Below are 14,591 nucleotides of genomic sequence, written 5' to 3'. Positions count from 1 at the left end.
GACTAAGAAAAAATCCCTTTCCTCTTGGTGGCGTTTTGTCAAGTACAATTTATACAAAATTAGATGCGTTTACCCTGATAAAATATCCAAGTCTCCCAAACAAATTTGGAGCTGAATGCCGTTGAGAGAACCCGTCCACAAATAACTTAATCCCAAGAGTCTTTTGACGGTATTAAAAGCATCTTCAATCCTCCAGCGCCTACGATATAAATCTGCCACAACGTAGGGAGGTAATACATGAGGATCTAGTACGCTTGTTAAATAAGAATGCCAAATCTTACCTGAACGAACTTCAATCAGACGTAAGGTAATAAATGGAGTTTTTGCCGTTCCTGACCCGAGTTGCCACCCTTCGGGGTCTTTTTTCTTCAGTTCCTCATCTTGCTCTAACGCCCTAAGAGAATATTCAAATTTTCGGGCGCATTCTTGACTATATTCATACTCTTTTTCATTTTTAATCATGGGTTCCACCTTAATAAATCTATAGCAATAAGGCCCTTAGGATTTAACTGTCTGTCACGCTGAAAGAATTCTATAGAAGTTAAGCCGTAATCTCCTACAGGTTGATCTGAACGAAAAATTTCACCTTTATATTTGGATTTCTGTGCGCTACGATCCAAATGATTTAGTAATCTAGGGGCATTTTTTCGGAGATAATCGTAATCGACATCCTCGCTATCCCAACAAGCATCAAAATCTCCTGGGTCTGGCTTAATGGTAACAAAGCTGCCGTTGATATAAATTGTCCGGCAACCACCTGCTTTGAGTTGCTCCATTGCCATTCGCAGTCCGCGCATTAAACGCAACCTCAGCTCGTTGCTTCCAAATCGTTCTACAAATTCTTCCCATTAGCAAAAATGAACTCCTGGGGGTAAGTTGCCGTTTTCGCCGAATCCTGGAATCACTTACTCACACCTTAACACAGATGAAGATCCGGCTCTTGAGCGTACCATATTGCGATCGTTGTTGGGAAAATTGCGATCGCAGCGATAGCTTCATTGACGATCGCGGCCGACTGAGGTGGCGCTACCGATCGCCAAGAGAGAGCAAAAAATAAGCGCAAAACGCAACTTTTAAGGGTATTACGAATCCAAAACCCTTGATTCATAAAGCATTAAATAGAACGGAGAGGGAGGGATTTGAACCCTCGAAGGATGTTAACACCCTTAACAGATTAGCAATCTGCCGCTTTCGACCACTCAGCCACCTCTCCAAGATGACAGTAACTAACTATAGCACACACATCTTATTTTTGCCAACCCCTAATTTAAAAATCCCTCAATCCCTTAGTCTGTATACTTTCCGCCGCAGGCAAAAGGCAGATTTTACCCAATATCCGCCTCTGGCCCAACTCCAGACTCGAAACCTACTCCCCAAATCCCCTAGCCTTCAAGTGCTTTTCCCAACTAAAATTGGAACTCAAAAAGAACCTCTTAGTATACAAATATCCCAAGCGGTACAGGTGAGCCTTGCGATCGCCATCGAGATTAAAGTCCGTCGTCGTCACCCCAGCATCAGTCACATCAATATTAATCACCCTGCCCTTATCCATTTCTCGCTGGTGATAGCGGTCTCTTGCTTTCATCATCGTTCGGAACATCGCCGCCAGCATCGACAGCGGAGTATCAATCTTAGCTTTACTCTCAATTCCAGTATCGACCAATCGAAACCCAAAGGTAAACCAGCGCGGCATAGCAGGAGTCGCACCGACGGATTGTTTGTCATAAATCCACAGGGGGAAATTGCTCAAAATTCCGCCATCTACAATTAAGTCATCGCCGAGTTTTCCTGGTTCAAAAAATAGCGGAATACTCATCGACAACCGAACGGCTTCAGCCACGCTAAAATGTTCAGCACTTTTGAGTCGCAACTGCTCGTACAAAGGATCGGAATCCGTCGATTCGCGTCGGTGTAAGTCGTCGGGCAGCACCAACATTTCACCGCGACTGAGGTTGGATACTACTACTTTTAATTCCCGCTCTTTTACGATTTCTTTGACATCGGCAAAAGTGTGCAAGTTACCTCGACCGAGCATTGCTTCCAGCCACTGCCGGAACGGCTGCGCCGAATATTCTCCCATCTGACGGCTAACTGTGAGGAAAAGCAGCGTCCAAGCAGGAGATTGCAAGTCGTCTGCGGGGTCGCCGTTTAAAATTAGAGGACTGTTTTTTTGAGTTAAAAATATGCTGTAATCGAGCTGTCCTAAAATTTCCTCTAAATCATCTATTGACAAGTCGGTTGCCAATACTGCGGCAGTAATTGCGCCTGCAGAAGTGCCGGCCAATTTTCGCCACTGGATGCCCAAATCGCTACAGCACCTCAGTGCTCCTAAAAACGCAACTCCGCGCACGCCACCGCCTTCAAAAACCCCGTCGGCATAGATTTGACCGTTTTCGTCGGGAGGCGGAAATTTGCTGAGAATTGTTTGTTTTTCGGTGGCGGTGATTCTGACACCGGGTTCTTGCAAAATTTGCTGCGGATACCACTTGCTCATGGGAAATACCTCGGATCGATTTGGGATTTTAGATTTTAGATTGATATCTATTGTTCTTGATTTTTGTCGGCATCCATTGCCTCTTTGACGTATTGTTGAACTTGCGATCGCACTTGTTCGTAGGCCACCGACGCGCACCAAGGTCGGAGAGATAAAATAGTTGTATCTGGAGTAATCTCAGCTACCAAACAAGTCGGGGGCGGATTTTCCAACACCAGCGGGTGAGAGTGGGCAATTTCTAATAACTCAGCTACAGTTGGACGAATTGGTCGATCGCCAATATCAATCTTCAAGTCTACTCGCCTCGTTCCCATTGCCGTTGTATTTTTCAGTGTACCGTTAAACAACTGATTGTTCGGGACAATAATTTTTATGCGATCGTCTGTCACCACGGTTGTTGAAAAAATCCCGATGCTGTCCACCACTCCCTTAACATCGCCAGCTTCAATCCCATCCCCGACTTCAAAAGGCCGCAAACTAATCAACATTACCCCAGCAGCAAAGTGCGACAAAGTATTTTGCCACGCCAAACCTATCGCCAAACCCGCGGCACCCACCACCGCAACCACGCTGGTAGTTTGAATTCCCAACTGACTCAAAGCGGCGACTACTCCCACTACCAAAATCGTAATTTCAGCAGCTTGAACTAAGAATTTCCGCAGGGTGGCTTCGGTGCGACTCAGTGCTCGGCGAGTCACGCGGCCCGCAAAGCCGATCGCAAATCGCGTAATTAACAAAATGCCGATCGCCCACAGCAGTTGAGGTACAATTTTAAACCCCAATTCTACGAATTTTTTCGAGAATTCTTGGGCTACTTCCAAGGCTTGTGTTCTTTCTGCATTTAGCTGAGAATAGAAGGTTTGGGCTATTGGTAAAAACGTCTGAATAACTGTCATATCAATTGGGAATTGGGAATTGGGAATTGGGCATTGGGAATTGGGAATTGGGCATTGGGCATTGGTAAACGCGGTCTCAGTCTTATCGATCACTCCGAGAGTCCGACAGGGGTTAAAAACCCCTGTCTCATAGCTAAAGTCCTCTAAAAGAGGACTAAAATCAATAATTTCCTCGTTCAAACTCTTGAGTCGGTTTAAACTGATATCTTGCACCATTGTCAGCAACAGGCAAGATGCCTGTTCCACAAAATATAAATTTTCTTGTGGAACAGGCATCTTGCCTGTTCATAAAAGGCTAATTGAGAATGGTCCAACATATGAGTTTAAACCGACTTTTGCTATGAGGCAGGGGTTTAAACCCCTGCCGGGCTATTGTTAATAGTGTACTGCTACGCGGGGCAATCGGTGTTTAAAACCGCAGAGAATTTCCCACGAAATAGTTCCTAAAGTCGCGGCCCAATCGTCAGCACTAATTTGATTTTCCCCATCTTGGCCCAACAGAGTCACCACTTCGCCAACTTCTAAATCGGGAATATCAGTTACATCCAGCATTAATTGATCCATCGTCACGGCTCCCACTTGCCGCACGAACTTACCCCTGACTAAAACCTGCATTTTATTAGAAAGATTGCGCGGAATACCATCTGCATAGCCGATACCAATTACGGCAATCTGTGTCTGACGCTGAGCTATAAATTGATAGCCGTAACTGACGCCGGTTCCTGCTTCAATTGTTTTCACCTGCGTTACCCTAGCTTTTACCTGCATTGCGGGCTTCAAATTGGATCTCGACTGTAAGTGAGGAGCTGGATAAAGACCGTAGGTAGCTAAACCGACTCGCACTAAATCGTAGTGCAAATCCGGGTCAGCGAGGGCGGCAGCAGAGTTTGCCAAGTGGAGGCGAGGGGGGTTAATTCCTGCTATTTTAATTTGCTCGATCGCCTGTTTAAACCGCTGGTGCTGCTCTCTCATAACTGTGGGGTCGGGACTGTCTGCAGTCGCCAAGTGAGAGTAAATGCTGGCTAATTTTAAATTGGGCAACCGATTGACTAATTGCACAAATTCTGTTGCTTCCTGCCAGGGCGTACCCAAGCGAGACATTCCCGTATCTAACTTAGCGTGAACTGGCAAAGATTGGTTAAGACCAGCGAGAACTTCCGAAAAAATTAGGGCTTGTTTGGCAGTACAAATAGTGGGCTGCAAGTGCCATTGGGCGATCGCCTTTACCTGTTGGGCTGTATGGGTTGCCCCCAACAGCAAAATCGGCGCTTCTATCCCAGCTTCTCGCAATTCTATTCCTTCGGGAATTGTCGCGACTCCCAGCCAACTAGCACCTGCTTGCAATGCTGTTTGACTGACTGCAACAGCACCATGCCCGTAAGCATCCGCTTTCACAACGGCCATCAGTTCTGTATCGGGAGATAAGAGTTTTTTAAGCTGTTTTACATTGTGAGTTAAAGCTGCTAAATCGATTTCTACCCAAGCCCGCTGGCAAAGTCCCCCGTTATCGTCCCACAGCAAAGTCTGGCGGGATTCTTTTGTCGTTGATTCTGCGGTTGTTTGTTCCCCACTCCACATTGTCGATCGCTCCTACTTGCTTACACCATTAAAAACTGCTCTAAAAACTGCTAGGATATTTTACCCTAAGTTTGATTATAATCAGATTTTTCCTTTAATCAATGTTATACAACTTTAAAAAAAGAATGCAACGGTCAGCAAGCTGCAAACCCATATTGCATCAGTCATTCGCCATCTAAAATCTAAAATCTAAAATCTAAAATGGTATTAACTGGTGTATCATAGCACCAAAAATACCCGGTAAAAACTATGGACGGACTGGCCTACCTACATTTAGCTGAAACTTGGGAAACGGCTGCGAGTCAAACTCGATCGACAAACTCAAAAATGCACCGGAATTTAGCCTCTGCTCCTTTACTTTTCTTTACGATCGCTCTCACAATTTTCAATTTAGTCAATCCCGCACTCGCCATCAAAAAAGGTGATTCAGGCCCGGAAGTTGCCAATCTCCAGCAAACTCTGCAAGCAGCAGGATATTTTCGCGGTAAGGCTACAGGATTTTACGGTTCTCTCACCCAGGCTGCTGTGAAAAAGTTTCAAGCAGAGAACAACCTGAAAGTTGACGGAATTGTCGGCCCTAAAACCTTGTCAGCGCTGAAAGGCAAGCCGGAAGAGGCGAGTAGTGAAGCTGCGGAAAAAATAGCGCCAAATGTCGATCGATCTTCGCCATCTCCTACCGCCACAGAAAACCCAAACGAACTCGAAGATACAACTAAAACTCAGCCCCAAGAACCTCTATTTCAAGAACCTTCTTTGCCACCATTTAAAACAGAAAATTCCGAGGAGCAAGAAACTGGATCGCAACCCCAAAGGCTAGTAAATCCTCCCGACAACACTCAAGGAAAAATGACCTTGAAAAAAACAATTTACGGCAACATCTCGCCCAAATCAATAGTTTATTCGGGAGATGGCTTGTTTTTTGCTCAAAACATGATGTACCGCCACACAATCACAGTTTACGACAGGAACTTTAATTTAGTCAAGACTATTCCCGATACAGTAAACTTGTCGAAGTTCGGCTTTTCTAGATTCAAAGGCAATTATAAAGGCTCTCCCGTAGAAGCTGCTTTTTCAACCGATGGCAAATATGCCTACGTCTCCAACTACAAAATGTACGGTTCGGGGTTTAGCAATCCGGGAACCGACAGGTGCTCTCCAGCAGCAAAACACGACCAAAGTTTTCTGTACCGCATCAATACCCAAACTTTGAAAATAGAAAAGGTAATTCCTGTAGGTGCAGTGCCGAAATTCAATGCTGTTTCGCCTGACAATCGCTTCGCCCTCGCGAGCAATTGGTGCAGTTGGGATTTGAGCGTAGTTGATATCAATAAAAATATCGAAATCGAGCGCGTGAAACTGGGTGCATATCCTCGGGGTATTGTTGTCACTCCCGACTCAAAAAATGCCTATGTTGCCATCATGGGTTCTTCCAATATTGCGAAAGTTAATCTCATAGACTTTTCGGTAGAATGGCTGAGAAATATTGGCAATGCGCCGCGTCATTTGACGATCGATCCCAACGGAAAGTATCTTTATGCCACTTTGAATGGTGAAGGAAATGTGGCAAAAATTGACCTAAAAACTGGTAAAGTGGTGGACAAAGTTTCGACAGGAAAAGCACCTCGCAGCATGACGATTTCCGATCAGGGAAAACTGCTTTATGTGGTCAACTATTTCTCGAATACTGTTAGCAAAGTTAGGACGAGCGATATGAAAGTGCTGCAAACAGTGAAGGTTAATTCAAGCCCGATCGGGATTACTTACGATCCGGAAACTAATCAGGTTTGGGTAGCTTGCTATTCGGGCAGTATTATGGTGTTTCAAGATTAATTTAGCAGCTTCGTAGTTAGAGCTTCAGTCCTGACTACAAACAAGAGCGATTAAATGTTATTGTGGGGCGTTGCTCTGAGCAACGCCCCTAATATATTACTTGGACAACTTTACAGGCTTCACCACATACTCAGAAGACTTAGCAGGTACTTGGCCTTTTTTGGCCATAGCTTGGTAAATCATGGCTGCTACTTCAGCGCGAGTTGCTGTTCTATTAGGCTGCAAAAGTGCGCGCTTCGGGTGATTGACAACAATGCCAGCTTCCGTGGCTGCTGCTACTTTGTTAACTGCCCATTTCGGCACTTTTTTCCTGTCTGTATAAATCTGTAAAGTTTTGCTTGCTTTCGCTGACTGTTTCAGGTTTAAACCGCTCGCTAAAGCTGTGATGACTTCCACACGGGGAATATTTTTGTCGGGACGGAACTCATTGTTTGGGTATCCTTTAAGATATCCAGCTTCGACGGTGTGGTCGATCGCGGGAGCGACAGGACTCTTGTCTTTTACGTCTTTAAAATCAATTGGTTTTCGGATCGGTTCTTTGTCGTCGGACATTCGCTGAATCAAGCGCGCTAGTTCGGCTCGCGTCATCGGTTCGTCGGGACGAAATTTGTTGTCGGTGGAATCAGCAAAGATTTTGCGATCGACTAAAGCTACAATGAACGGACGCGCCCAATATTTGTCTGGAACATCGGAGAATCTAACGAGCCCAACTTTGGGTTTATCAGCTTTCGGTTTGGTAATTGCTGGATTGGGAGTCGATCGCGCAATTGGCTTGGGAGGAACAACGATTACACCCACCGGAGGAGTTGCCGGTAAAATCCGCCCTAAAGGTGCAACAGGTGCGACATCCGGTTTTGACGGAACGGGGGTTGCAGCGGGCGATCGCAAATCCGAATTTGGCGATTCTGGCGTTAATATTCCCGGAGTCGCGGGCGTAACCGCAGGCTGAGAGAAAACGGCTGGAAATTGCCAATTTCTGGCATTCAATCGATCGGGATTTTTACCTGTTACCCAAAATAAAATTGCTCCCATCGTGCCGAAGGCAACCAAGATAGCAATCAATTCATCCAATCCTAGAGGGTTTCTTTCCCCTGACGGGGGTTGTGAAGAAGACATATTGTCACCTACATACTAATGTAGAAATTAAATCACATATTTTTTGGGTCTGGTAGTGACTGAAATAAATAAATCAACTATTCCAAAGTTCTCACTGTCAATACTTGCGGCGGCGTGGAATCGGGAGGATAAATAAAATCAACTTTTACCGATCGCGTTTCTGTCGCAGCTAACCTCAACTTTACCATCGGTTCCACAACTTGACCGAAACGGTGCCACAAATGCACGTAGCGAGTTACATCGTAACCTCCATCATCTTGGTAGCGCAGCCGCACAGTACCTCGAAAATAGGGAAAATCTAGGGGAGGTTGGCGAAATCGCAATCCATTTTTTGAGAGTCGATCTTCTTTTAAAGGCGTTTCCAAACTCACCGCTACCGTTTGCGGTTTTTGGGCAGTGTTATGCAGCGGCAAAATCAGATTGTAGTGTACGCCGTAATTGCCGTGGGCTTCGTAAGCAGTGTCGGGATAGCGCGCCAGCATTTTTCCGGCTTGCACTTGTTGGGTTCCCAAAGTGCCCCCGCGCAACGTAGAGATCGCATAGGATATCGCTTTTCCAGTCTGGGGAATTGCCAGATTTTTAGCATCGCGATCGACTAATTCCGCTTCCCATCCCGAACCTGCCTGTACCCCCGCCACGCGGCCGTAAATCAGGCTTCCCGAAGTCGCGTCGGGGGGAGTCGGGGTTTTGTCGCGGGGGCCTGCCAAACCGCCATTATTCAGCAATTGCTGCCATTCTTCCAGAGTTGGCGCGCGCTCGCCCCCATCAGCATTTTGAGGTGCATACATTGCCAAAGTAGCGGCTTGACACTCCCCGACCTAAAGGTGCAGGGATTCTTAATTCAGCGACTAACCTTTAAGTGTTGCGTCATGAAAGGCAATACTCCGACTTTTCAACCGTAGAATCCTACCAATTAACGAGCCTGAGCAAGCAGCCACCCCAGCGGGTCTGTCTCCAAAAGCGTACTAGAATACTTATCTAGAGTTTGGGTATGCCCTACCCTACTTAACAATCCTACAAATAGTTTGTTTTGACTGGTTTAAGGCTTACTGAATTCAGCCTCTAGCTGTTTAAAGAGTTTTCGCTGCTCTGCGTCCCCCGGTTTATGCCTAAAAGTGTGTCTCATGTCCTGTTTCACGAGGGCATTGCGAATTTGACCTTGACTTTTATACTATAGCGGTTCTCAAGCGTGGTGAGGTATGCCCTATGCCCACGGAGGCCTATGCCCTATGCACGTCGGGTACCTCATGTTACTGAGAAAGGCTATATACCCCAGATATCGGAACTTACGGGACTTTTTTAAAAAAGTTTTAAGAAATTAAAGCTGTCCTAGAAGGACAGGGTTTTAAACCCAAATTTTTGATAAACCTTGCCGCTACTTTTGAGCCGCACAAAGGTAGAACGACCATTTATCGGCTTTTCCAGACCCCGCACGGGAATAGGGCGATTCATCAACAATGCGGTTTCTCCCGGTGCAATGAGCAGTTTTGCGGGAAAATCCGGCTGCCGCATTCCCCGCAAAACGTTATCGACAGCGCGAATCCCAGGGCCGGAATATACTTCGCCGTTGGGACTCTCACTTAGTGCTGGTTTTTGTTTGAACGGTGCGTCTGGTTCCATCAGGTAACTGGCTGCCTGTAACACTTCCACCGTCACGGGTTCGGATCTGGGATTGTAGAGCAAAGCTGCGATATACAAAGTGCGTAGATTTGCGGGAGTGTGAGAAAAGTGGTGAGCAAACAGGTTAAATTGCCCTTGAAAGGCGAAGTTAAGGTGAGCTGCGGGGACTTTTTTGCCGTCTGGGGGAAAGGTTGAGAGCAAAATGCCTTCTTTTTTGACAAGCGAATTTCAAAGGTGGTACCCGCCACGTGATTTATCCGTGGAATCAATCCCAAATCGAAAATCGAAAATCCTCAAGAAAGAGCATTTATCTCGCGCAAGTCAATCTAAAATCTAAAATCTAAAATCTAAAATCGATTGACCCATTCGGGACTGTTGCTGTTGAAGAGGGGGATATTGTCGAGTTTTCCGGGGAGCGATCGCACTTCGGCATCTAGTACAATTTCCTCTGGTGCTGGTTTTCCGGGAATAGATTGTACGGGTTTTTTGACGTACAACAATCCGCCGACTGCACAAAGGACGATCGTAGAAATGCCAGCAATTCGAGAAAAGAGATTTGGCTTCTGAATCATGAAAGTTAACTGTCAGCCCAATCTCTGTACATCTTCCACCGACAGCGACAGCGCCTGAGCCACTTGCTCTACAGTTAAACCCATTGCCAACAGTTGGGGAATAGCATCCCGTTGGGTTTGTTCTGCGCGATCGGCCCTTTGGCGTTCCTGTTCGGTATGGAGGCGTTCGAGTCTAGCTTGTTCGCTACCAGTTAACAACAAATTCCCCTGATTATCCCACCAACGCAACCATCGCTGATGCTGATTTTGATAGCTACCTTCCCACACACCTAACTCTACTCCCATCATGTCGATCGGATAATGTCCGCGATCGTTCGGTTGCAAACGGCGATAACGAGTATTCACCCAGTTATAGACTTCCAATTCGCTCGTTTTAATGATGTATATCGCATAGTAAGGAATGTGAATAATCTGCTCGTATACCCAAAACTTTCCGGGTTTCTGGTTGACACCTTCTGGTAAGCGAGATAAGGGAGTATTGTTTCGTTCTTCAGAGCCATTACCACTAGCAAATTCGATCGCAATCAATGGCACAATATACTCGCGCCAAATCACGTAAGAGCGGCGAATTTCCCCATCTATTAGGGGCGGAACGTTGGGAACGTAGAACCAGTCAGGTGCTTCGGCTCCCTTTTCTGGAGGGTCGGTTTCGCGCCAGTAAATGCCACAATCTTGCCCTATAGCATATTGTCCGTCGGGGTGAAGGGTTTGCAGTGTAGTTTCCAGGGAGTCGGTGAGTAGGATACTCTGGGGATGTTCTTGGAAGTTTTTCACAAACGTGCCGTCGGAGTCAGGTAGTTGGGTGTGATCGGGAAAGGCGGGGGGTAAGGTTGTGGGGTTGAGGCTTTGGGTCATGTCAGCTATCCGATGGTGAAAGGACAGATGCTCTATTTAAGTATAGCCATTGTATATCGAAGGGCTTTAAACTGTTTAATAGGCTCTCTGTCTATCGTTTAACTACAGGTGTGACCATGCCCTTAATTGCCAAAATCGCAAGCACTAACGAACGAGTAGACATTACAAAATTGAAAAATCCTCGTGCTGAACTGAAAGCAGGTGACTTAGTATGTCAGCTTTGTGGTAGTCCGATGATTATTAAGCAAGGGATGATCAAAAAACCTCATTTTGCCCACAAAGCAGAATGCACAAGCGATTACCAAAGCCATCCAGAAAGTCCTGAACATCTTGCAGGGAAAGAGTTGATAGCAAAAACTCTCAAGGCAGAACTGCCAGAGTACAGCCTTGCCCAAATAGAATATGAGTTTCCTATTCCTGAAGTAAGGCGGATTGCTGATGTTGTAGCAAAGTTTCCTAACGGGTGGATAGTCGCTCACGAGTGCCAACTAGCTTCAATAACAGTTGAAGAACTTGAAAAACGAACAGAGGATTACTTATATGCAGGAGTTGACGTTATTTGGTGGCTTGGCAAAGCTGCAAATACCAAGTCCAATCTCGATTGGTCTCACTCAAAGTTTGGATTTGCCCTCGTACTCAATTACGAGCAATTGTCCGCCCACGCTCAAGGAAGTCAAGATTAAACTCGAATGGATTTACTATAGATTCCGTGAAGGTTATTGGTACGATAATCTAAACAAGGAAACCTCTGACAAGATGCCTAATATATATAGGTCTCAATTAGAAATTTCAGAACGTTTAAGGGAGGAACAACCTACTGCAAAAATTATTGAGACACTATATATTTTTCGCTGCCTTTACATTAAAAATAATGAATGGCAGAGATTTGACCAAACTATCGATCGGTATGAATTTTCTATCTTAGATAAGTTGATAGAGTCTTGTTTTGCTCGTTTTGGAAGCTCTGTCAAGAAGTTTGAACTGGGTATTCAATATTATTATGAATTTGATTGTGGTTTGGCTTCTGGTAAATCTCCTTGGCTGCACTACACTACGGATTTGATGCTTAAGCGATGTTTAGAGATTTGGCCAAAAATTAAACCCGATCAAATTAAGCGAGGGTTAGCGCTGCAAAAGCGCGGTGAACCGTCCGTAAATGGTCATATTGGATCGCTCAATGCGAAGAAAGCTATAAAAAAAGAGGGGTATGGGGCTGATGAAAGGTGGGTTGTGGTAAATCCAGAAGCACTGAAACCCTGGCGTGGTGAACTTCTATCTAAAAGTGGTATAGAGGCTGCAAGAAGAAGGGCGCATGAGTGGCAGTTGAAACGTACAGGCACATCTCATAAATAATAGCGATATCTCTTACTTTGCATCCTTTGCGGTTGAAATTCTTCAAATAGATCGTCCGATTTTATCATCAGGAATTGAGGGCAAATGATTTACAGCCTTGGCCTAAATTGCTGACGATAAATCCAGAGTGGAATTCTCGAATTCGCAATGATTTAAGGCCAGGATACATTTTGCCTGAGTTTGAAACATGATATTCTTAACGCCTTCTGCCGCCAAAAGAGCGACTCCGACTCGGTTGACGAGAATTCCTCCCACTACCAAAACTTGGCTGCCGCTTGTTTTGATTTTGACGCGGCTGCCGCGATCGCCTCAAAGTGCTGCCACCGTAACCCGAACCGGTCGATCGATTGCCATTTGGACGTACTGAGGGTCTTACTGGCTGGTTGTATGTGGGCGATCGCAAGCGGCCTGTCGTCCTTAAAACTTGACGGTTTCTCACAACCGGAGGCGGAGTTCGATACCGAGTTTGATACTGCTGAACAGCTTGGTTGTAAGTATTTCCATACCCGCCATATCCTGTCATAATTCCCGGCTGATAGACTGGCGGCATATAATATTGCGGTCTAAATAACAAACTGCCGATCGCCTGACCGGCTATAGCCCCAGCAAACGGTGCCCAGAAGCCAGATTGCTGCCGCACTACTACGGTTTGTGGCTGACCTGTTTGAGGATTAGGAACTGTTTCGGTAACGTTGTGAACGTACTCAATTTTAAAATCTTCTGTCAAATGCAAAACCGCTTGATTGTTATCCACATTTAGATAACTTTTCTTGCCTGCCGATATTTCTTCATTTGTTAAGCGAGCCATTTGCAAATCCCTAGTGCGGTAAACTGGGGGACTGCCGGGGGGAGTATTCAGCAACATCAAACTGTATTCGCCATCAGCATCGTCGTAAGTAGCTTGCTGTACAGGATATTGACCTTGACTCAAGTTATTATTTGGTGCAGGACGCACTGTGTTAATATTCGGATTTCCCGCAGGATTTGTAGAAGTTTGTGTGCGAGGTGAACCGCAGCCTGTTGCGGTCCATAAAAAAGTTAAAGCCATTAAATAAATTGTCAGTTTTCGCAGCATCATAAATAGTAATTGGGAATTGGGAATTGGGAATTGGGCATCGGGCATCGGGCATCGCGCATTGGTAGCAAATAACCCTTCGACTCCGCTCTGGGCACCGCAAATAACTAATAACTAATAACTAATAACTAATTACTCCTTCCTTAAAGGGGAATAAGTTCTGGGAAATTGACCAACACTTGGTCGTTGGTAAGTTCGTCTCCCAACTGTGCGGGAGAAAAGTGAACTTGCACAGCTCGGAGCCTTTCTTGGTAATGTAAATTAATCAGTGCTTTTAAACCGACTTTCAGCGCGCTGATGTCAGCAAGGTCAGTTTCTAGGGCAGGAACTTCGCCTTCATAAGCAACTGTGAGCATCACCACCACATTTCTAGTTACGGGCAAAGACAAGGGGGAATTTTTATCGTAAACAGATGTACTGTATTGAGGCTCGCTGAGATAGCGATCGGCTGAATCAATGAAAAGTTCATCCACATAATCGCCCGCTTCGCCTTCATTCCAAAAAACATCGCCTTCATTGGCGGCTGATTGCCAGTAGTTGTCGTACTGCAACAGGTGATTGCAAATTTCTACCATACCTTCTCCTAAAACTGCTATGTCGCCATCGGCATCAATTGCTTGTCTGGCGGTGCGGTTGAGAACTCCTAACAGCGGTGCAACATCTTCGCCTGTTAGGTGAACGAACACGCGGCAAACTGCCAATCTAGTTTGACCTGTAAATTGATTGAATCGATCGCGCCAAGCATTCATAATAACCTAGAGTTGTAATCTGTAGGGCTATATTTCCAACCATAGCAGGGGATTTGAACTCTTGCCGTCTACCCTCAGATTGATCTGAAGAGTATTTTTAGCGATCGCCTCGGCCGCCTACTGTCTCGCTTTGACTCATCTAATTTTATAGCAGTTTTCAATCGGATCAAATACAGTTCAAATACAGTAGGAAAACCGCACAGCCTTGTCCTGACGGAGAGCGGCGACTTTTAATAATTGGTATGAGATTGATGATGGTAGCAAGAGTTTTTTTAATTGATATTAATTCAGCGCTCGTTTGCTTAGCCGGAATATGATATTGTGTGCGCTCGATTCATCTGTCTATTGTTTGCAGTGCTTCGCGATCGCAATGACCAGAAATTGTATGGTAGATAATTTCAAATCAAAAAACCTCCAATCTTGCAAGATTGGAGGTGCGCTAAGCGAATACTT

13 protein-coding genes, 1 tRNA gene and 3 pseudogenes are annotated in these 14,591 nt (G+C 45.5%); 3 read left to right on the top strand and 14 right to left on the bottom strand.

Annotation, left to right across the window (positions count from 1 at the left end; all coding sequences use genetic code 11):
* Positions 1-77: 77 nt before the first annotated feature.
* The 7 genes and pseudogenes from QUB12_RS22300 to alr all read right to left on the bottom strand — a co-directional run.
* Positions 78-462 (bottom strand): annotated as a pseudogene (locus QUB12_RS22300) (transposase); the annotation flags it as partial.
* Positions 459-836: pseudogene (locus tag QUB12_RS22295) on the bottom strand (DUF6932 family protein); the annotation flags it as partial. The pseudogenes QUB12_RS22295 and QUB12_RS22300, both read right to left, overlap by 4 nt.
* Positions 837-916: 80 nt before the next feature.
* Entirely contained in the window at positions 917-1,108 is a 192-nt protein-coding gene (locus QUB12_RS22290) for a hypothetical protein (RefSeq protein WP_333148321.1), read from the bottom strand.
* A 16-nt stretch (positions 1,109-1,124) separates the two neighbouring features.
* Positions 1,125-1,213, bottom strand: a tRNA-Ser gene (locus QUB12_RS22285).
* Positions 1,214-1,366: 153 nt separating this feature from the next.
* Positions 1,367-2,494 (bottom strand): patatin-like phospholipase family protein, encoded by a 1,128-nt coding sequence (locus QUB12_RS22280; protein ID WP_333148323.1) that lies wholly within the window; start codon positions 2,492-2,494, stop codon positions 1,367-1,369.
* Between the two features lie 47 nt (positions 2,495-2,541).
* Positions 2,542-3,666 carry a mechanosensitive ion channel family protein gene (locus QUB12_RS22275; protein ID WP_333148325.1) on the bottom strand — a complete coding sequence of 375 codons (1,125 nt, stop codon included), beginning with the start codon at positions 3,664-3,666 and terminating at the stop codon, positions 2,542-2,544.
* Positions 3,667-3,765: 99 nt separating this feature from the next.
* Positions 3,766-4,968, bottom strand: a complete 1,203-nt coding sequence (gene alr, locus QUB12_RS22270) for an alanine racemase (protein ID WP_333148086.1) — start codon at positions 4,966-4,968, stop codon at positions 3,766-3,768.
* Between the two features lie 249 nt (positions 4,969-5,217).
* On the opposite strand from alr, the gene QUB12_RS22265 reads away from it, so the two are divergent.
* The gene (locus tag QUB12_RS22265) at positions 5,218-6,798 is read left to right on the top strand and encodes a peptidoglycan-binding protein (protein WP_333148084.1); all 1,581 of its coding nucleotides are present in this window, start codon (positions 5,218-5,220) and stop codon (positions 6,796-6,798) included.
* 96 nt (positions 6,799-6,894) lie between these two features.
* Here the strand turns inward: QUB12_RS22265 and QUB12_RS22260 are convergent, their stop codons facing one another.
* From QUB12_RS22260 to QUB12_RS22240, 5 genes and pseudogenes are all read right to left on the bottom strand, one after another.
* Positions 6,895-7,914: an S-layer homology domain-containing protein gene (locus QUB12_RS22260; RefSeq protein WP_333148082.1), complete on the bottom strand. Its 1,020-nt coding sequence runs from the start codon at positions 7,912-7,914 to the stop codon at positions 6,895-6,897.
* A gap of 77 nt (positions 7,915-7,991) precedes the next feature.
* A pseudogene (locus QUB12_RS22255) lies at positions 7,992-8,717 on the bottom strand (DUF3370 family protein); the annotation flags it as partial.
* A gap of 526 nt (positions 8,718-9,243) precedes the next feature.
* Entirely contained in the window at positions 9,244-9,735 is a 492-nt protein-coding gene (locus tag QUB12_RS22250) for a DUF3370 family protein (RefSeq protein WP_445252102.1), read from the bottom strand.
* Between the two features lie 146 nt (positions 9,736-9,881).
* A complete protein-coding gene (locus QUB12_RS22245) occupies positions 9,882-10,106 on the bottom strand; it encodes a DUF3370 family protein (RefSeq protein WP_333148080.1) in 225 nt (74 codons plus the stop codon).
* Between the two features lie 12 nt (positions 10,107-10,118).
* Complete coding sequence (locus tag QUB12_RS22240; protein WP_333148078.1) at positions 10,119-10,961, bottom strand: Uma2 family endonuclease; 843 nt, start codon at positions 10,959-10,961, stop codon at positions 10,119-10,121.
* 116 nt (positions 10,962-11,077) lie between these two features.
* On the opposite strand from QUB12_RS22240, the gene QUB12_RS22235 reads away from it, so the two are divergent.
* Together QUB12_RS22235 and QUB12_RS22230 are read left to right on the top strand one after the other, a co-directional pair.
* Positions 11,078-11,644 carry a competence protein CoiA family protein gene (locus tag QUB12_RS22235; protein ID WP_333148076.1) on the top strand — a complete coding sequence of 189 codons (567 nt, stop codon included), beginning with the start codon at positions 11,078-11,080 and terminating at the stop codon, positions 11,642-11,644.
* A 73-nt stretch (positions 11,645-11,717) separates the two neighbouring features.
* Positions 11,718-12,314, top strand: a complete 597-nt coding sequence (locus QUB12_RS22230; protein WP_333145011.1) for a hypothetical protein — start codon at positions 11,718-11,720, stop codon at positions 12,312-12,314.
* A 196-nt stretch (positions 12,315-12,510) separates the two neighbouring features.
* On the opposite strand, the gene QUB12_RS22225 is transcribed toward QUB12_RS22230, so the two are convergent.
* Positions 12,511-13,392, bottom strand: coding sequence for a hypothetical protein (locus QUB12_RS22225; RefSeq protein WP_333308420.1), 882 nt, complete (start codon positions 13,390-13,392; stop codon positions 12,511-12,513).
* Positions 13,393-13,532: 140 nt separating this feature from the next.
* On the bottom strand, positions 13,533-14,138 hold the full coding sequence (locus QUB12_RS22220; RefSeq protein WP_333308418.1) for a DUF1517 domain-containing protein: 606 nt from the start codon (positions 14,136-14,138) through the stop codon (positions 13,533-13,535).
* Positions 14,139-14,591: the final 453 nt, after the last annotated feature.

Origin of the sequence: Microcoleus sp. B7-D4 (assembly GCF_036705125.1) — a bacterium.
GTDB lineage: Bacteria > Cyanobacteriota > Cyanobacteriia > Cyanobacteriales > Microcoleaceae > Microcoleus.
This window is presented reverse-complemented; position numbering and strand designations above follow the sequence as displayed.